Annotated in this window: 18 protein-coding genes; 7 read left to right on the top strand and 11 right to left on the bottom strand. The window is 52.3% G+C overall.

The window, feature by feature from the left end:
- Positions 1 to 68 precede the first annotated feature (68 nt).
- Positions 69 to 515, top strand: a complete 447-nt coding sequence (locus C7820_RS17490; protein ID WP_116232139.1) for a GNAT family N-acetyltransferase — start codon at positions 69 to 71, stop codon at positions 513 to 515.
- Positions 516 to 569: 54 nt separating this feature from the next.
- On the opposite strand, the gene C7820_RS17485 is transcribed toward C7820_RS17490, so the two are convergent.
- The 9 genes from C7820_RS17485 to C7820_RS17445 form a co-directional block, all read right to left on the bottom strand.
- Positions 570 to 893, bottom strand: coding sequence for a hypothetical protein (locus tag C7820_RS17485; protein ID WP_076173239.1), 324 nt, complete (start codon positions 891 to 893; stop codon positions 570 to 572).
- Between the two features lie 218 nt (positions 894 to 1111).
- Entirely contained in the window at positions 1112 to 2074 is a 963-nt protein-coding gene (locus C7820_RS17480; protein ID WP_116232138.1) for an ABC transporter permease, read from the bottom strand.
- A complete protein-coding gene (locus C7820_RS17475; protein ID WP_116232137.1) occupies positions 2075 to 3154 on the bottom strand; it encodes an ABC transporter permease in 1080 nt (359 codons plus the stop codon).
- Positions 3154 to 4689, bottom strand: coding sequence for an ABC transporter ATP-binding protein (locus C7820_RS17470; RefSeq protein WP_116232136.1), 1536 nt, complete (start codon positions 4687 to 4689; stop codon positions 3154 to 3156). The genes C7820_RS17475 and C7820_RS17470 overlap by 1 nt, the downstream gene beginning before the upstream one ends.
- A gap of 127 nt (positions 4690 to 4816) precedes the next feature.
- Complete coding sequence (locus C7820_RS17465) at positions 4817 to 5866, bottom strand: BMP family ABC transporter substrate-binding protein (RefSeq protein WP_116232135.1); 1050 nt, start codon at positions 5864 to 5866, stop codon at positions 4817 to 4819.
- 572 nt (positions 5867 to 6438) lie between these two features.
- A complete protein-coding gene (rplT, locus tag C7820_RS17460) occupies positions 6439 to 6798 on the bottom strand; it encodes a 50S ribosomal protein L20 (RefSeq protein ID WP_076173244.1) in 360 nt (119 codons plus the stop codon).
- 30 nt (positions 6799 to 6828) lie between these two features.
- Positions 6829 to 7029: a 50S ribosomal protein L35 gene (gene rpmI / locus C7820_RS17455; protein WP_076173245.1), complete on the bottom strand. Its 201-nt coding sequence runs from the start codon at positions 7027 to 7029 to the stop codon at positions 6829 to 6831.
- A gap of 18 nt (positions 7030 to 7047) precedes the next feature.
- Complete coding sequence (infC, locus tag C7820_RS17450) at positions 7048 to 7545, bottom strand: translation initiation factor IF-3 (protein ID WP_076173246.1); 498 nt, start codon at positions 7543 to 7545, stop codon at positions 7048 to 7050.
- Between the two features lie 270 nt (positions 7546 to 7815).
- Positions 7816 to 9054, bottom strand: coding sequence for a glycosyltransferase family 2 protein (locus tag C7820_RS17445; RefSeq protein ID WP_105445856.1), 1239 nt, complete (start codon positions 9052 to 9054; stop codon positions 7816 to 7818).
- 806 nt (positions 9055 to 9860) lie between these two features.
- Between C7820_RS17445 and C7820_RS17440 the strand changes: the two genes are divergently transcribed.
- Both C7820_RS17440 and C7820_RS17435 read left to right on the top strand, forming a co-directional pair.
- On the top strand, positions 9861 to 10388 hold the full coding sequence (locus C7820_RS17440) for a phosphatase PAP2 family protein (RefSeq protein ID WP_076173248.1): 528 nt from the start codon (positions 9861 to 9863) through the stop codon (positions 10386 to 10388).
- Positions 10389 to 10439: 51 nt separating this feature from the next.
- The gene (locus tag C7820_RS17435) at positions 10440 to 11573 is read left to right on the top strand and encodes an MGDG synthase family glycosyltransferase (RefSeq protein ID WP_116232134.1); all 1134 of its coding nucleotides are present in this window, start codon (positions 10440 to 10442) and stop codon (positions 11571 to 11573) included.
- A gap of 22 nt (positions 11574 to 11595) precedes the next feature.
- Here the strand turns inward: C7820_RS17435 and trmB are convergent, their stop codons facing one another.
- Together trmB and C7820_RS17425 are read right to left on the bottom strand one after the other, a co-directional pair.
- Entirely contained in the window at positions 11596 to 12357 is a 762-nt protein-coding gene (gene trmB / locus C7820_RS17430) for a tRNA (guanosine(46)-N7)-methyltransferase TrmB (RefSeq protein WP_116232133.1), read from the bottom strand.
- 198 nt (positions 12358 to 12555) lie between these two features.
- Positions 12556 to 12753, bottom strand: coding sequence for a hypothetical protein (locus C7820_RS17425; RefSeq protein WP_076173251.1), 198 nt, complete (start codon positions 12751 to 12753; stop codon positions 12556 to 12558).
- Positions 12754 to 13133: 380 nt separating this feature from the next.
- On the opposite strand from C7820_RS17425, the gene mnmL reads away from it, so the two are divergent.
- From mnmL to C7820_RS17405, 4 genes are all read left to right on the top strand, one after another.
- The gene (gene mnmL / locus C7820_RS17420) at positions 13134 to 14087 is read left to right on the top strand and encodes a tRNA modification radical SAM protein MnmL/YtqA (RefSeq protein ID WP_076173252.1); all 954 of its coding nucleotides are present in this window, start codon (positions 13134 to 13136) and stop codon (positions 14085 to 14087) included.
- A 1-nt stretch (position 14088) separates the two neighbouring features.
- Positions 14089 to 14670 (top strand): tRNA 5-(aminomethyl)-2-thiouridylate-methyltransferase MnmM, encoded by a 582-nt coding sequence (mnmM, locus tag C7820_RS17415; RefSeq protein ID WP_116232132.1) that lies wholly within the window; start codon positions 14089 to 14091, stop codon positions 14668 to 14670.
- Between the two features lie 216 nt (positions 14671 to 14886).
- Complete coding sequence (locus tag C7820_RS17410) at positions 14887 to 15855, top strand: type I phosphomannose isomerase catalytic subunit (protein ID WP_116232131.1); 969 nt, start codon at positions 14887 to 14889, stop codon at positions 15853 to 15855.
- A 69-nt stretch (positions 15856 to 15924) separates the two neighbouring features.
- Positions 15925 to 16848: an alpha/beta fold hydrolase gene (locus C7820_RS17405; RefSeq protein WP_181909101.1), complete on the top strand. Its 924-nt coding sequence runs from the start codon at positions 15925 to 15927 to the stop codon at positions 16846 to 16848.
- Positions 16849 to 16962: the final 114 nt, after the last annotated feature.

Below are 16962 nucleotides of genomic sequence, written 5' to 3'. Positions count from 1 at the left end.
CCCTATTTTCATATGATGACGTATGTCGCTCATGGATGAATTGGGCAGCAGAACGGAGGACAGACTCTATGATTAGATACCGCAGACCCAAGCAGGACGATGCTGTCATCATGCATTTAATCGAGACCCAGCTTGTCCCGCTGTCCCATATGACCAAAAGCCAATTGGATCAGGTGCGAAAGGATCTTCCCGGGCGCATGAACCGCGGCGTGACGCTCATCGCTTCCCCCTACTACGAAGGGGATCCGGTAGGATTTGTCCACTTCATGCTTCACGGCGATCTGCTCTATATCGATATGTTAGCCGTCGCACCCGAATCACAGCGCAAAAGATGGGGAAACCTCTTGATGGCCCATGCGGAAAGATTTGCGTTGTCACGCGGGTGCAAACGGTCGAAAGTCATGGTTGATTCCGGGAATGCGAATGGAATGATATTCTACCAAAAGTTAGGATATTTCAACATCAAGTACCACGCCAAAAACCAGTGCTACGAATTGGAAAAGCGGCTTTCCTAGCCGCGCCGAGAACTTCCTGCACTCCCCTTAACAATTGAGCCGGTAATTAAAGGCTTACCAGAATCCACCGCCGTAAGGATAAGCGCCCGGATATCCGACGGGGCCGTATCCAGGGCCGTAGCCGCCGTAAGGTACTCCGCCGTATCCCCCGTAAGGGCCGTAGGCGTATGGAGCCGTTCCGATCGCCAGCAGGTCAAACAAGACGAGCGGAATGATCGCTTTGGTGTGAACCTTTTTCCCTTTATCCCGCTGCAGAATCAGGCGGTTGCCCGAGATGCGCAGCAATTTTCCGGTCACCAGGCTTCCGTCTTTTTTGGCAGCTACAATATGTTTACCAACAAACTTCTGGGCGTGTTTACGAGTCACAGACTGTTGCATGTAATCCCTCCTCCAATGGTCTTCACATCAATCTATTCGAATGCCCCGCACGGCGCTTGTTCCATAGCCCGGTTCACGGGAAGATGGGTGAAGCAGGCATCGCGGGCGCAAGCATTGGAAGTATGTACTGCTGTCGGGAGGAATCCGCTGCTGGATGCTAATCAAAAAAAAGCTGCACTCCAGTTGAATGGAATGCAGCTTTTTCTGCGGTTTGATCATTATCTTTTTCCCGGATCGTACGGTTCCCCCAGCGCAGCCGGCGCAGACGAGCGTCCCACGGCCGCCACCAGAACGATAACGGTCAGTACGTAAGGGAGCATGTAAATAAATTCCTGCGGAATGTCATGCGCCCAATCGAAGAGCTGGAAGTAGTTCCCGATGGCCTGGGAGAAGCCGAAAAACACAGCTGCCCCGAACGCACCGAGCGGATTCCACTTCCCGAAAATCATCGCAGCGATCGCGATAAAACCTTGGCCTGAAATCGTATTATGCGAAAACGTGCTCGTCGTCGTGAGCGTAACCGTGGCTCCGCCGAGCGCAGCCAAAGCACCGCTGATCATGACCCCGATATACCGCATCCGGCGCACTTTGACGCCGACCGTATCGGCGGCGCTTGGATGCTCTCCGACCGCGCGCAGACGAAGGCCGAAGGAGGTTTTGTACAGGATATACGAAGCGACGATGACGACAATAATAGCCAGATATGTTGTCGGGTAATTGCTGAATATGCCTTCCCCGATAATCGGAATTTTGGAAAGGAAAGGAATCTTCCATTTTTCCAGAGACTCATTTAACAACGGTGTTTCTCCCGCACCTTCAAACATCAGCTTGACCATATACAGCGTGCTTCCTGTTGCCAGGAAGTTGATCACGACGCCGCTGATCACCTGATCCGCCTTAAAGGTGATCGAGGCGACGGCATGAATCAGCGAAGCGACTAGCCCGATCACGATCGCAGCAAGCATGCCGATATATGGGGAAGCCGCCCCCATGCCTGCATCTTCCGCGTAATAGGAAGCGACGCCGGCCGCAAACGCCCCGAAGGTCATCAAACCCTCAATCCCGATGTTCGTTACCCCGGAGCGTTCAGAGAAGATGCCGCCCATGGCAGCAAAAATGAGCGCTGTCGAAAAAACGAGCGTCGTATTCAGCAGCTGGCCAATTGTTGTGATCCAATCCATTTACAACACCTTCTCTTTCTTGCGCTTCAGATAGAAGGGCTTTAGAACCCAGCGTACAATGCCTTGTGCAGCAATAAAGAATATGATGGATCCGATAACGATCCGGATGATTTCCGGCGGAACGTCCGCACCGAAGCTCATGCCCGCGGAGCCGTAAGTCAGCGTACCGAACAAGGCAGCGGACAGCAGAATGCCGAACGGATGGTTCATGCCGATCAGCGCCACCGCGATTCCGTCAAAGCCGACGCCCGGAGACCCCGTGAAGATCGCCTGGTAATGAAATACGCCAAGCACCTGAAAGGCACCGCCCAATCCGGCGAAAACACCGCTGATGAACATGGCTTTCACGATATTGCTCTTCACGTTCATGCCCGCATATTTCGCGGCATCCCCGTTATGTCCTACGGCCCGCAGCTCATACCCCTGCTTGCTCTTCCACATGAACACATAGAAAAACACAGCTGCTAGAATCGCAATGGCGGTTCCCCAGTGCATACGAGCATCGCTAAACATGTCGGAAAGCCAGCCAATTGATATTGACGCCGTGTCCTTGATGTCCTCAGAGCGCTGCTGGCCCTTGAGAAGCAGGAAGTTTCTCACGATATAGTTACTCAAATACAGGCCGGTCCAGTTCAGCATAATCGAAATAATAACTTCGTTTACGCCCCGCTTGGCTTTGAGATAACCGGTGATGCCAGCCCAGATCCCTCCGGCCAGTCCGCCGGCAATGATCGCGACGATGGCATGCACGACGATTGGCAGCCCTGTCAGCTTAATCCCGACCACAGTCGCGGCGGTCATGCCGACAATGTACTGCCCTTCCGCCCCGATGTTGAACAGGCCTGCCCGAAACGCAAAGGCGACGGCAAGACCGGTCATGATCAGCGGCGTAATTTCACGGATCGTTTCCCCAAAATCGTACAGGTTTCCAAATACGGTGCTGAACAGGGAACTGTACGCCAGAATCGGATCGTACCCCCCGATCAGCATAATGATGGCCCCTACGATGAGTCCAAGCACAATCGATACGAGAGGCGTCAACAAACTGTTGACGGTAAAAATTTTAAACAATTTATTCATTAGACCTTACCTCCCGCAACCTTGCTGCCCGCCATCATCAGACCCAGCTCCTGGTCATTCGTGTCTTCCGGCCGCACTTCGCCGACGATCTGCCCTTCGTAAATGACCGCAATCCGGTCGGACACGTTAATGATCTCGTCCAGCTCGAAGGAGATCAGCAGCACGGCTTTCCCCTTGTCCCGCTGCGCAACAAGCTGCTTTTGCACAAACTCGATCGCACCGACGTCAAGTCCCCGCGTCGGCTGTGCCGCGATGAGCAAATCCGGATCTTTATCTATTTCCCGGGCTATAATCGCCTTCTGCTGATTACCGCCGGATAAAGCACGAGCCTTCGTCTCAATGCTCGGCGTTCTGACGTCAAATTGCTCGATCAGGCGTTTCGCCTGGTCGTCAATGGCGCTTTTATTCAAGAAGCCGCCTTTAGTATAAGGAGCTTTATAATACGTTTCCAGCACCATATTTTCACTCATGGAAAAATCAAGGACAAGCCCGTGTTTATGCCGGTCCTCCGGAATATGGGATACCCCACTTTCCGAAATGAAACGCGGTGGTTTGTTGGTAATATCCTTGCCGTTGATTTCGATCAGACCGCTGTCAACCTTGCTCAGGCCCGTCAGCGCTTCGATCAGCTCGCTCTGCCCGTTTCCGTCAACGCCGGCGATGCCGAGAATCTCCCCTGCACGCACCTGGAGATCAAGCCCGTTCAGAACGGGAATTCCCTCTTTGTTTTTGGACACCAGATTTTTTACATTTAGCACGGTTTGCTTCGGTACGGACGGCTGCTTGTCCACCTTAAAGGAGACGCTGCGGCCCACCATTTTCTCGGCAAGCTCGTTCGGGTTCGTCAGGGACGTCTTCAAGGTGTCGATGACTTTTCCCCGCCGTATAATCGTCACTGTGTCGGAAATTTGCATAATTTCCTTAAGCTTGTGCGTAATTAAAATAATCGATTTACCTTCGGCAACCAGCCGCTTCATAATGCCCATAAGTTCGCCGATCTCCTGCGGTGTAAGCACGGCCGTAGGCTCATCAAAGATGAGAATGTCAGCGCCGCGGTAAAGCGTCTTCAAGATCTCGACGCGCTGCTGCATCCCGACGGATATGTCGTGAATTTTGGCATGCGGATTAACTCTCAAACCATACTGGTCGGACAGGGCTTTGATCTTGGCAACCGATGCTCTGTAGTTCAGATGCACCCCGGCAATTTTGGGCTCCATCCCCAGTACGATATTTTCGGTTACCGTAAACGGCTGAACCAATTTAAAATGCTGATGCACCATGCCGATGCCCAGCTCGATCGCTTTATTAGGACTGTCAATGATGACGGGCTTGCCATTCACTTCGATACTGCCTTCATCAGGTTGGTACAAGCCAAACACGATATTCATCAAGGTCGACTTCCCCGCACCATTCTCACCGAGCAGTGCATGGATTTCGCCCTTGTGCAGCTTCAAGCTGATGGAGTCGTTGGCAACGATGCCGGGAAAGCGTTTGGTAATTTGCTTCAACTCAACGACAGGGGTCGCTGCATCCATGAGATCACCCTTATCACATATTTTGCGGCCTCTGTTTGGGCCATAACGTAAGACAAGGCTAGTCATAATAACCAGCCTTGCCGTTTGGTACACATGAATTATATCAGTTCAAATTATCATTATGGGGTTATTTTGCAGGGGTTTCAGGAACTTTGATCTCGCCGTCGATGATTTTTTGCTTGAACTCATCCACTTTTTTCAGGACGTCTGCAGGGACGTTTTTGCTCGAGGTATCGGCCAGACCTACGCCGTTTTCCTTCAGACCAAGAGTTTCATGCCCGCCTTTGAACGTACCGTCAATCACTTCTTTGGTCACTTTATCAACCGCGGTGGACACGCCTTTAACCATCGAGGTCAGCGTTACATCGTCGCCGAATTTCAAAGACTGATCTTTGTCTACGCCGATAACCCAAACTTTGCTGCCACCTGCTTTATTTCTTTCAATCGCTTCGTTGAATACTCCATTACCAGTAGCACCGGCAGCATGGAAAATAATATCTACGCCATTGTTGTACAAAGTAGCTGCAGCCGCTTTACCTTTATCAGGCGCGTCGAATGCACCTGTGTAGTTGACGGTGACTTTTGCTTCTGGATTCGCTGCGGCAACACCAGCTACGAAACCAGCCTCAAAACGTTTGATAACCGGAATTTCGGATCCACCGACAAAACCGATTTTGTTCGATTTCGTCATGGAGCCTGCCACGACACCAACCAGAAATGCTCCTTCGTTCTCCTGGAACGTCACGGAACGTACGTTAGGCGCGTCTACTTCCGCATCAATGATCGCCATCTTGGCATCCGGGTTCTGCTGGGCAACCGTCTTCATGTCTTCGCCAAGGTCAAAACCGATCCCCCAAGTGAGGTCGTATTTGCCTTTGACATATTTGTTCAGGTTCGGAACATAATCTTCTTTGGACTTACTTTGCAGATACTGGGCTTCGATCCCCTTGTCCTTCTTCAAAGCTTCGAGAGCTTCCCAAGCGGATTGGTTAAAGGACTGGTCATTAACCCCGCCAACGTCAGTCACGAGACCGACCTTCACGCTAGATTTTGCTGCGCCGCCTTCTTCGCTGCCGCCGGACGAGCTGCTCGTATCTTCGTTCTTTTTACCGCAGCCGGCCAGTACAACTGAAAATGCAAGCAGCATAATCAGCGACAATTTGAACATTTTCTTCATTAACTTATAGTCCCCCTAGAATGAATTATATCCTTTCACCTGTCTTCGCCCTTCAGCAATTGATCTATGGTCAATTAATTGCTTGTGAAGGCTTGTTCAAATGTCGGACATTCCACAGAACAGATTATACATTTTACCTACGCCAAAATCCAGCAAATTTACGTCAGAAAATAAAACTTTTTTAGTGAAAAATCAAGGGAAAACGCTTTATTTTGCCATAAATCACACAGCCTGTTATTTCCATGGAAGAGTAGCTGTCTATAAGCTCACCTGATGTCGATTCTAGAATGAAAAGATACGTGAAATTAACATTCATACCCATTCATGAGTGCGGCACCCGGTACCTGCGACGCTAGGTTCTGATTTATGTTAGCAAGCGGGGCTTTTCTTGTTGGGGATATGATTCTTATATCTAAAGAAACACGTCTATCGGTGTACGTTCTATGAAGCCAGACCGCTTTTAGCGGAGGTCTTTCTTGCGATATAAGGTAGTTTAGTCTCTGATGTATTTTCTTTCTTATATCTTAAAAAAACCGCCGGTTAGGGCGGTTTTAATATGCATTACAAGTATATTACGCGTTGACTTTCTCTTTGGCAACCGATGCGATCGAGTTGAACGCGTTGATGTCGTTAACGGCCAGGTCAGCCAGCATTTTGCGGTTGATGTCCACGCCAGCCAGTTTCAGACCATGCATCAGTTTGTTGTAAGACAGTCCGTTCATGCGGGCTGCAGCGTTGATACGCACGATCCACAATTTGCGGAAGTTCCGTTTCGTCTGACGACGGTCACGGTATGCGTACACGAGGGATTTCATAACCTGCTCGTTAGCTGTTTTAAAAATGCGGTGTTTGGAACCGAAATAACCTTTTGCAAGTTTCAATACTTTTTTATGTCTACGACGAACGACGAATCCGCCTTTTACTCTTGCCATAATATAAACCTCCCAAAAATGTGTGATTAACTATTTCAAGTTCGCCAAGCCTTGTTTCAAGCGTCTTACGTCCCCCGGCGCCATTTCTGGGTTGCCTGCCAATACGCGTTTAGCACGCTTGGACTTGTGGGAAAGCAAATGGTTTCTGTAAGCTTTGTAGCGAGTCACTTTACCGGAACCGGTAACTTTGAAGCGGCCTTTAAGGCTGCTGTGTGTTTTCATTTTAGGCATTGTACTTCCTCCTCAGGATCATTGGGCTTTTGGAGCCAAAATCATAATCATGCTGCGTCCTTCCAGCTTCGGCTGACGCTCAACGCTGGAGTGCTCGGCAACTTCTTCCCTTACACGCTCCAGAATCTTCTGGCCGATGCTCGCATGCGCGATTTCGCGTCCGCGGAAACGAACGGAGCATTTGACCTTGTCGCCTTCCTTCAGGAACTTGACGACATTGCGGAGCTTAGTCTGGTAGTCGTGCTCATCAATGTTTGCTCGGAACCATACTTCTTTAATATCAACGATTTTCTGATTCTTCCGGGCTTCCTTCTCTTTCTTCTGCTGCTCGTAGCGGAACTTGCCGTAATCCATGATGCGGCACACCGGCGGCTTCGCCTGCGGCGCCACGTTCACCAAATCCAGATTCAAATCCGCTGCCATCTGCAGAGCCTCACGAAGGGGCTTGATGCCAATCTGTTCGCCTTCAGCGCCTACCAAGCGAACTTCCTTCGCCCGGATCTCCTCATTGATCATATGTTCCTTACTGATAACCGTCCACCTCCAGATCTAATAGGTATTTCTGTGTGCAGAAGCAAAATAAAAAGGGATGCGGGTATCAGCACCCAGCATCCCTATGATCAACTCTTCATGAAATATCGCATTCACAAATCATTGGATCAGTAACCCGCCAACCTTCGTCGGTCAGGTGAGAAGCTGGAGCTTCTGCTTTGAATCCATTTCATATTTAAAGCACTCAAATAGTTTAACACAGGGCCCGGACAATGTCAACCCGGTTCCATGCGTTTACCCCTGCTTGCTCTGCACCTCTTCCAGTCTTACCACACGGGTATGCTGGGTATGGCTCCACTGCTTGTTGTTCTGCGTGAAGAACGCATAGAACGTGATTGGATACCAGGAGATCAGATAGATCGGGAAGAGCACCAGGTACAAATAGACCTTCTTGAAGGTGACCTTCTCCAAAATCATCGCAGCCAGGAACGTAAAGACGTTGGCACCGATCGCCACAAAGCTCAGCCACAACGGCAGATAGCCGTAGAGGTTGGCGATGTTCGGACCGTCGAAGAACGTATTGTCCACCCAGATCGTGGCCGTCATCAGGAATGTCAAGAGAACGATGTATACGTTCGCCCCGTACAGCGCCAAGTCCAGCTTGACGATGCTGCGTTCCTTGATGCTTTGCCAGATCAGCGGGAAGAAATAGCGGCGCGCCACCGTAAAGTGTCCCTGCATCCAGCGCAGGCGCTGTCTTGCGGAAGCCTTGAACGTCAGCGGCTTCTCGTCGAACACCTTGGCGTCGTAGTTGAATTTTGGATAGACGCCGCGCTTCACGCTGCGCATCGTAAACTCCAAGTCTTCAACCAAGCTGGTGGCTCCCCAGCCCATTTCCTTCAGCAGGTTGGTTTCAAAACACATCCCCGTACCGCCGAGGAAGTTGGCCATGTTCATGTTATGACGCGACAGCTGCCACAGACGGTTGATGTACCAATACGAAATCCCGTATGCAGCCGTAATCCAGGAATCCTCGGGATTCTTGGTGTCGATGTATCCTTGAATGACGCGTGCGCCGGAGCACAAATCGTCGTTCATTTCTCTCAAGAAATTTGTATCTGCCAGGTTGTCGGCGTCAAACATGACGACCGCATCATACTGGCGGGGCATGGCCCACAATTCCTTCAGCATCCACTCGATGGCGTAGCCTTTACCGCGAAGATTGTTGTTGGTGCGTACGCAGGCGTTCATGCCATGCTCGCGCACGATACGTGCCGTACCGTCCGTGCAGTTGTCACAGATGACAAACACGTCGTACAGCTCCTTCGGATAATTCAGCTGCTTCAAGTTCTCCATCAGAGCCCCGACAACCTGCTCTTCATTGTGCGCTGCAACGAGCACAGCGAAGGACTTGGTCGGTTCAAAATGCTGCTTCCTCTTTTTCCTGTAAAGTCCCAAAACGGAAAATACAAACTGGTACACACCGATCGCGGCCAGCAAAACCTGGAGCGCGATAAAAATGGCGTCTAACATGACTCTCAGAACCCCCCTTTTTTACCCCTCATAATCATGTTTCTCTCTGTAGATAGATTGAACTAAAGTTTGTTGAACTTCCTGTTATAGCGGTCCAATACGGTCCTGTTATGTTCATTTCCTTAGTTCATTCTATATAGATTACGGTAAAGCCGTTACCCTTTTCTAATTCTTTATGACCCTTTTGACCTTTTACATTCTTTTACGTTTTGTTAACGCTTCGGATGACCCTATCGATTTTCCACACTTTTCAGTCATTTGTCAAAACCGTAAAACCTCGTAATCGTCTAAAAAAACGGTAATGAGGCGGTTTCCTGACGGTTCAGCCCCTTACGGGCTCCTATTCATGACTGTTAGTTCTTATTTTCATCTCTTTTCCGGGTTTTTATTTCTCAGGTCCCCCCTTTTTTTAGTCATCAGTTTCCATGATTATCGGCATACTTTATAAATAAACGAGATAAAGCCAAGAAAAGTTATACTTTAAACATCAATTCTTTATAAACGGATTGCACCCGTTTGAATCATTGTAAAGGTTCCTCAGGGGGAAGTCAAAGTTGGCCAATTCCTTGCCGGGCCCCATTTTTCCGCGAAAAATGGCTTTGGACAAGATCGGCCGATTCCCGACAAAGTTCTCGGGCGGTGTCAAATAACGACCCTGAACTGGGTTATATATTATAAGAAGGGGACTTACGAAGTTATAGTTTCTGCTCCCTTCGGAAATATGATAAAATTTAGAAAAACATCGCATGAGTTGTCCATGATCTGCCATTATTTCATAGAAGATTGGCTGTACACGGAGGGATGGAATGAGACGTTTGTTCAAGAAACTTCAATTATGGGACCGGCGTCTTTTCCAATGGATCAACGGACGTCTTCATAATCGTTTTTTCAATTTCTGGCTGTATTATTTAACGCATCTCGGAGGGGCTACGTTTACGATCTGTGCCTGCCTCCTGTGCTGGGGCCTGGCCCCGCCGTCATGGAGCACCCAAGGCGCCCAGGCCGCCGTCGCTCTGGCCGTCAGCCACATCCCGGTTGCGGCAGCCAAGAAGATGTACCCCCGGGTCAGGCCGCATCTCGCCCTGCCGGGAACCCGCACCTTTCGTAAGCCGCTGGTGGACCATTCGTTTCCATCCGGGCATACGACGGCAGCATTTTCCTTGGCAGTTCCTATGATGATCGGGCATCCTGAGTGGACCGCGCTTTTTTTGGCTTTAAGCCTCGTGGTCGGATTTTCCCGGATGTATTTGGGACTTCATTACCCATCCGATGTGCTTGCGGGAGCTGTAATTGGTACTTCCGTAGCTACAGCAACAGTTGCATTGTGGCCCTAAAGTCGATATGGTGGGTATAAGGAAAAACATGCAGGAACAGGTGAATTGAGAGTGATGAAAAAAAGAGTATTGTTATTATCTGAAGGCTTCGGTGCGGGACATACTCGAGCGGCTTACGCACTCTCAAGCAGTCTGCGCAAGCTGTCGCCGAGTGTGCAAACCAAAGTGCTTGAGCTCGGAAGCTTCCTGAATCCCAAGGTCGCACCGCTCATTATTACCGCCTACAAGAAGACCGTTCTTTCGCAGCCGAGGCTGGTTGGAATGATGTACAGGCACCAGTATAAAAAGTCACTGAACCGGTTTACGACATTAGCGCTTCACCGCATTTTTTATACACATACCAAAAATATCGTCAATCAGCTGCGGCCCGACATCGTCGTCTGCACGCATCCGATTCCGAGCGCGGTCATTTCCCGCTTGAAACGGCTCGGTTCGAACATTCCGCTGTGCACGGTTATCACGGATTACGATGCCCACGGCACCTGGATCAGCCCGGAAGTGGACCGCTACCTGGTCTCCACCCAGGAAGTGAAATCGAAGATGCTGGAGCAGGGCGTCGCCGCCTCCAAAATCGAGGTCACCGGTATTCCGGTGCATCCGAACTTCTGGGAGCATCCGGTCAAGGAAGAGATCCGGGAGAAGTTCGGGCTGAAGAACATGCCCACGGTGATGGTCATGGGCGGCGGATGGGGCATTATGAATGACGAAGTCATCAATAATTACCTGACCCGCTGGAGGGACCAGATTCAAATCGTGTTCTGCCTCGGCAACAACGAGAAGGTCCTCCGCAAGCTCGAACAGGATCCAAGCTACAACCATCCCAACATCCGGCTGATCGGGTTTACCCCCGAGGTCGATAAGCTGATGGAGGTTTCCGATCTGCTCGTGACGAAGCCTGGCGGTATGACCTGTACGGAAGGTTTGGCCAAGGGCATTCCGATGCTCTTCCATCACCCGCTTCCCGGACAGGAAGAAGAGAACTGCCAGTACTTCACCGCCCAGGGCCTTGGAGAGCCGATTTCCTCTCTGGAGGTCATCACCAAGTGGATGAACAAATTGATCCACGAATACGATTCGATCCAGCAGCGCCGCGAAGAGCAGCTGAAGAGCATTGACCGCTACCGGCCGATGCAAAGCGCCCAGAGCATCATCGACATGCTGGAATCAAATAAGGTGCCTTCCTGAGGGAAGGCACCTTATTTTGTATTTATGGTTGTTCGCTGGAGGCCTCTTCCGGCTGCCCCGGCTTGTCCGGCCGCAGTCCGTATTTGTCGAGCCGCTGTTTCTGATACCGGCTCAGCGCTTCCTTGCCCACAATCACTTCGCAGCGGTGAATGTTGATGCCCTGACTTACAAATTTAGTCTCATACTCGGTCATGACATGCTCTTCGTTCGGTCCTTCGCGGTGCAGATTCAGCGAGATGTTCGTCATCTGCAGACCGTAATCCGCAAAGGAATTCAGCGAAAATTCAAACAGCGTCTGCGAGTCGGTCTTCAGATGAATTTCACCGTTATCGTTGAGCAGACCGCAGTATTTGTCGAGGAAACGGGGATGTGTCAAACGGCGGCGGGCATGTCTGGCCTTCGGCCATGGATCGCTGAAATTCAGGAAAATCCGCTCGAGTTCTCCCGGCGCGAACACTTCCTCCGCATATTCGACATTGGCCAACGCCAGCCGCAGATTCGGCGGATATTCGACCTCCCGTTCGGCCCAGGCGAGCTTGGCTTTCTCGCTGGCCCGGCGAATGAGTTCATCATACATATCGATGCCTATAAAATTAATGTCCGGGTTGCGATAGCTCATCTGGCTGATAAACTGTCCTTTGCCCATGCCAAACTCCACGTAGATCGGCCGGTCGTTGCCAAAGAGCGATGACCATTTTCCTTTATACGACCGGGGGTCCAGAACGACGAAGCCCTGCTGTTCTTCCAGACTTTCCCGGATTCCTTTTCTTCCGCGTAAACGCATCTCATACCTCCGCTAGTTATACTTCCGTCCTGCCGCGGCACTTGCGGCTACTGCAATATTGTGCCGAACTTAAGCCGAAATGTAAAGAGGGAAAGCTTGACTCGCCCCAAAAGAAAAAGAATCCCGGTCTCTCTCATGCGAACACGAGGAATTCGGAATTCTTTTCCATTATCTATTTGGAATTGGGGTCCAACGGTTTCATTGTTGATAGTCTACCGCATCTTGATGCTGAAAATCAAATGTCTTTTCGAAGGCGTTGCGAATTTTTCGGCGGGCAGCCGCTTTCACTTCCGGATTGCCGTTAAACTCTACGCCTGTCAGGGCAAGCGCCTCATCAGGAGTCAGCTCTACAGAAATCTTGCCTTTACCTTGTGTCTCAGCAGTTGAAGAATTCATCATTATCACCTCACGGTTAATATGTTGGCCATGACGTCACGCTTTTATGAATTCTATAAGATATTTACCCCGAAACCGGGGTGCTGACGCTAATTAAAATATAACACTTCATGTAAGTTTTATCAATGGAATATTCGCCTGATTAGCGGCATAGCGGCGCTGTTTTTGAAACATTTTTTTGCAGTCTATGAACCTGAAATATCCGGGTATTTCGCCCCGATTCATGGAGAACCTCTATATTAAATAACGGCTCAAAATCCAAGGGGAGAAAAGCCCGTAAGTCTCAGCGTTTCCCACGGGCCTCCTCATACCCTTTAGGCCTGATTTTTGTTACAATAGAGCAAGCGTAAGCCGCAATGCACAATAAAGGAGTACCATCCATGAACAGCCCAACCCTTTCTTCTCCCCTGCTGTGGGGCGATAAAAGATTCCATACGTGGAATTACGAGATGCGGGAACAGTTTAACGATAAAGTGTTCAAGGTCATGCTGGATGCCGGATTCACCTGCCCCAACCGTGACGGTTCAATCGCGAGGGGCGGCTGCACCTTCTGCAGCGCCCGGGGCTCGGGCGACTTTGCCGGCAGCCGGCGCGACGACCTGATCACCCAGTTTAACAGCATCCGGGACAAACAGCATGAGAAGTGGCCGCACGCCCGATATATCGGTTATTTCCAGGCCTATACCAACACGTACGCCCCCGTCGATGTGCTGCGCGAGTACTATGAAGTCATTTTGGAACAGCCGGGCGTTGTCGGCTTATCCATCGCCACGCGGCCGGACTGCCTGCCGGACGATGTGATCGAGTATTTGGCCGAGCTGAACGAGCGGACCTATCTGTGGGTCGAAATGGGGCTGCAAACCATTCACCAGGAGACGTCCGATCTGATCAACCGTGCGCATGACACCCAGTGCTTCATCGACGCCGTGGAGAAGCTGCGGAGGCATGGCATCCGGGTATGCGCGCATATCATTTACGGCCTGCCGCAGGAAACCCACGAAATGATGCTGGAGACCGGGCGTGCCGTGGCTAACATGGACGTTCAAGGCATCAAAATCCATCTGCTTCACCTGATGAAGGGCACGCCGATGGTCAGGCAGTATGAAGCGGATCTGCTCCGCTTCCTGGAACAGGATGAATATATTAAGCTGGTGGCGGACACGCTTGAATTTCTGCCGCCCGAAATGATCGTTCACCGCCTGACGGGCGACGCTCCGCGGAAGCTGCTGATCGGCCCAATGTGGTCTCAGGAGAAATGGGAAGTGCTGAACGGCATCGACGCCGAGCTCGAGGCACGAGACAGCTGGCAGGGTAAGTATTGGAGGAAAGTATAGCATGGGGTTTCTTTCCGTTCTTAGCTTTGCCCACAAACAAATCGCCGAGCGTCTGAGTCCCGGGGATATTGCCGTGGATGCCACGATCGGTACAGGGGCCGATACGCTCTTTCTGGCCAAGACGGCCGGACCCAAGGGGCACGTCTACGGCTTTGACGTGCAGGAGCAGGCGCTGACCCTGACCCGGCAGCGGCTGGCGCAGGAAGCACCGGAGCGGATCGCTCCGGTGACGCTGTACCTGCAGAGCCATGCCGCGATGCGGGAGGCGCTGCCGGAAGGCGTCCACGGCCGGGTCGGGGCGGTGATGTTCAACCTCGGCTACCTGCCTGCCGAGGAGGCGGACAAAGGCGTCATCACCACGCCGGACAGCACGATTGAAGCGCTGGAAGCCGGATTGTCCCTGCTGAGACGGCGGGGCATTATGACGGCCGTGCTGTATCCGGGCCATGCCGGCGGCGATCTGGAGGCCCAGGAGGTAACGGCTTGGGCCACCGCCCTGCCGCAGTCGTCGGCCCAGGCCGTCATATACAGGCAGCTGCAGCGCGCGGATGCCCCTTATGTCATTGCGCTGGAGAAAAAATAGCGCGCTGGCCGCTTATGCCGCTCGTGCCGCGAGCTTCCGCCCACCAGGCGTCGCGGCATGCTGAACACTTTGAAACCGTTTGTGCCCGGGGCCCGGCGCCCTCTTCATCCGGATGGATTCCGGTCCAAGGGGATCAGCCCGGCCCAAGGTATTGTTTTACATAGTAGCGGTTTATCCCAAGCGATCACACGAACCCAAGAAAGGAACGATGAAGACATGACACAACCTTATCCATTATTATTTCAGCCGGAGTTTAAAGAACGCGTATGGGGAGGCCGGGCGCTCGAGCAGTTCGGGCTGCAGATTCCGGAGGGACATATCGGCGAGGGCTGGATGATCGCCGATCATCCGAACGGCACGACAACCGTGATTAACGGCGAGCTGAAAGGCCAAGGCCTGGACCAGGTCCGCGAACAATTCGGCAAGGAATGGTTCGGCGCCAAGGGATTTTCCGAGAAAAACGGCCGTTTCCCGCTCCTGATCAAGCTGCTGGACTGCAATGACGACCTGTCGGTCCAAGTGCATCCGACTGACGACTATGAGGGGCTGCCGAAAGGCGAGCTCGGCAAGACGGAAATGTGGTACGTGCTGGACGCCAAGCCGGACGCCAAAATCATCTACGGCCTTAAGGAAGGTGTTACACGTGAGGCAATGAAAGAAGCGCTCGAGAACGGAACCGTCATGGACAGCCTGCAGGAAGTTTCCGTCGAAGCCGGAGACACGTTCTATATCCCTGCCGGCACGGTGCATGCGCTGTGCGCCGGTGTCGTCGTGGCTGAAATCCAGCAGAACTCCGATACGACATATCGCCTCTACGACTACAACCGTCCGGGATTGGACGGCAAGCCGCGCGAGCTGCACATTGAAGATTCGCTGAACGTCATCGCCTATGAAGGATCCGGCGCCACAACGATGAAGACCGCCGGCAGCGCTGCAGGCGAATGGCTGCAGCTGGCGAAGTCCCCTTATTTCATCGTGGAAAAGGGAATCGTGGACGGAGCCTGGAGCCTCTCCACCACGCCGGACAGCTTCACCATCTTGGTCGTATGCGACGGCAGCGGCTCCATCGCCTGGGACGGCGGCTCGCAGGACTACAAAGCCGGCCAGTGCTTCCTGCTACCGGCTAATCTCGGTCAATATGAGCTAAAAGGAAATGCTACCGTTCTTCGTTCCTACCTGCCTTAAGCCTATAAGGCGCGGGGCATTTCTTCTGATTCATCTGTCATTCACGAAAGAATGAAGGAGTGACCTCCATTGCGGGAACAAACGTTTACGATGACGGATCCGCTGGGCACGCAGATCCATGTCTATGCCTGGCTTCCCGACGAGCCGGCTGGAGTGAAGGCCGTCCTGCAGATCACCCACGGCATGTGCGAAACGGCCGAACGCTACAAGCGGCTAGCCGCGCTGCTCACGCGGTTCCGCTATGCCGTATATGCCCACGACCAGCGCGGGCACGGCTTGACCGCCGGCAGTGTGGAGCGGCTCGGCCATACCGGCAAGGACGGCTTCCGGCATATGCTCCAGGACATTCAGCAGCTCGGCGGTATCGTTCGTGACCGGCACCCGGATATTCCCCATTTTTTGATGGGGCACAGCATGGGGTCGTTCCTCGTGCAGCGGGTGATGGAGACGGACGGTGGACCGTATACCGGCTTTATTCTGTCCGGCACGAACGGCCCGCGGAGCATGCTGAACGCCGGCAAAGCGGTCGCCAGGCTGCAGGGTGCACTCCAGGGAGAGTCGCACCGCAGCGTCCTGCTGAACGCAATGGTCTTCGGCAGCTACAACCGCAGCTTTGCCCCGACCCGGACGCGGTTTGACTGGCTCTCCCGGGATCCGAAGGAAGTCGATAAATACATTGAAGATCCGTACTGCGGAGCCATTTGCACGACCTCATTCTTCTACGACTTCTTCAGCCTGCTGCAGGATATTCAAAATCCCGGCAGCTATGACGGCATTCCCCGGGATAAGCCGGTGTACCTCTTCAGCGGGGAACTCGATCCGGTCGGGGAACAAGGCAAGGGCGTCCGGCGGCTGGAGGACATTTATCGCAGCATCGGCATCAAGGACGTGGAATGCAGGCTGTACCCGAACGGACGCCATGAAATGCTGAACGAGATGAACCGGGACGAGGTCATGACCGAGCTGCTCGATTGGTTGGAGCGGCATGTGTAGTGCCCTTCCCCTACTTCGAAGAAATACCCGCAGGTTCAAGGCCTGAATGAACAAAAGCCGCTGCACGGTGGTCATAACCCCGTGCAGCGGCTTTTCTTTGCATATTATCGACGC

This window comes from Paenibacillus sp. VMFN-D1, from assembly GCF_003386155.1.
In the GTDB taxonomy this organism is placed as follows: Bacteria; Bacillota; Bacilli; order Paenibacillales; family Paenibacillaceae; genus Paenibacillus_AQ; species Paenibacillus_AQ favisporus.
The sequence above is the reverse complement of the archived record's forward strand: the minus strand, read 5'-3'. Positions and strand labels throughout refer to the sequence as shown.

Bases quoted from the DNA above. Each gene is read 5' to 3' on its own strand.
- C7820_RS17490 (WP_116232139.1), top strand. From the start codon at position 69: ATGATTAGATACCGCAGACCCAAGCAGGACGATGCTGTCATCATGCAT.
- C7820_RS17485 (WP_076173239.1), bottom strand. From the start codon at position 893: ATGCAACAGTCTGTGACTCGTAAACACGCCCAGAAGTTTGTTGGTAAA.
- C7820_RS17480 (WP_116232138.1), bottom strand. From the start codon at position 2,074: ATGGATTGGATCACAACAATTGGCCAGCTGCTGAATACGACGCTCGTT.
- C7820_RS17475 (WP_116232137.1), bottom strand. From the start codon at position 3,154: ATGAATAAATTGTTTAAAATTTTTACCGTCAACAGTTTGTTGACGCCT.
- C7820_RS17470 (WP_116232136.1), bottom strand. From the start codon at position 4,689: ATGGATGCAGCGACCCCTGTCGTTGAGTTGAAGCAAATTACCAAACGC.
- C7820_RS17465 (WP_116232135.1), bottom strand. From the start codon at position 5,866: ATGAAGAAAATGTTCAAATTGTCGCTGATTATGCTGCTTGCATTTTCA.
- rplT (WP_076173244.1), bottom strand. From the start codon at position 6,798: ATGGCAAGAGTAAAAGGCGGATTCGTCGTTCGTCGTAGACATAAAAAA.
- rpmI (WP_076173245.1), bottom strand. From the start codon at position 7,029: ATGCCTAAAATGAAAACACACAGCAGCCTTAAAGGCCGCTTCAAAGTT.
- infC (WP_076173246.1), bottom strand. From the start codon at position 7,545: ATGATCAATGAGGAGATCCGGGCGAAGGAAGTTCGCTTGGTAGGCGCT.
- C7820_RS17445 (WP_105445856.1), bottom strand. From the start codon at position 9,054: ATGTTAGACGCCATTTTTATCGCGCTCCAGGTTTTGCTGGCCGCGATC.
- C7820_RS17440 (WP_076173248.1), top strand. From the start codon at position 9,861: ATGAGACGTTTGTTCAAGAAACTTCAATTATGGGACCGGCGTCTTTTC.
- trmB (WP_116232133.1), bottom strand. From the start codon at position 12,357: ATGCGTTTACGCGGAAGAAAAGGAATCCGGGAAAGTCTGGAAGAACAG.
- C7820_RS17425 (WP_076173251.1), bottom strand. From the start codon at position 12,753: ATGAATTCTTCAACTGCTGAGACACAAGGTAAAGGCAAGATTTCTGTA.
- mnmL (WP_076173252.1), top strand. From the start codon at position 13,134: ATGAACAGCCCAACCCTTTCTTCTCCCCTGCTGTGGGGCGATAAAAGA.
- mnmM (WP_116232132.1), top strand. From the start codon at position 14,089: ATGGGGTTTCTTTCCGTTCTTAGCTTTGCCCACAAACAAATCGCCGAG.
- C7820_RS17410 (WP_116232131.1), top strand. From the start codon at position 14,887: ATGACACAACCTTATCCATTATTATTTCAGCCGGAGTTTAAAGAACGC.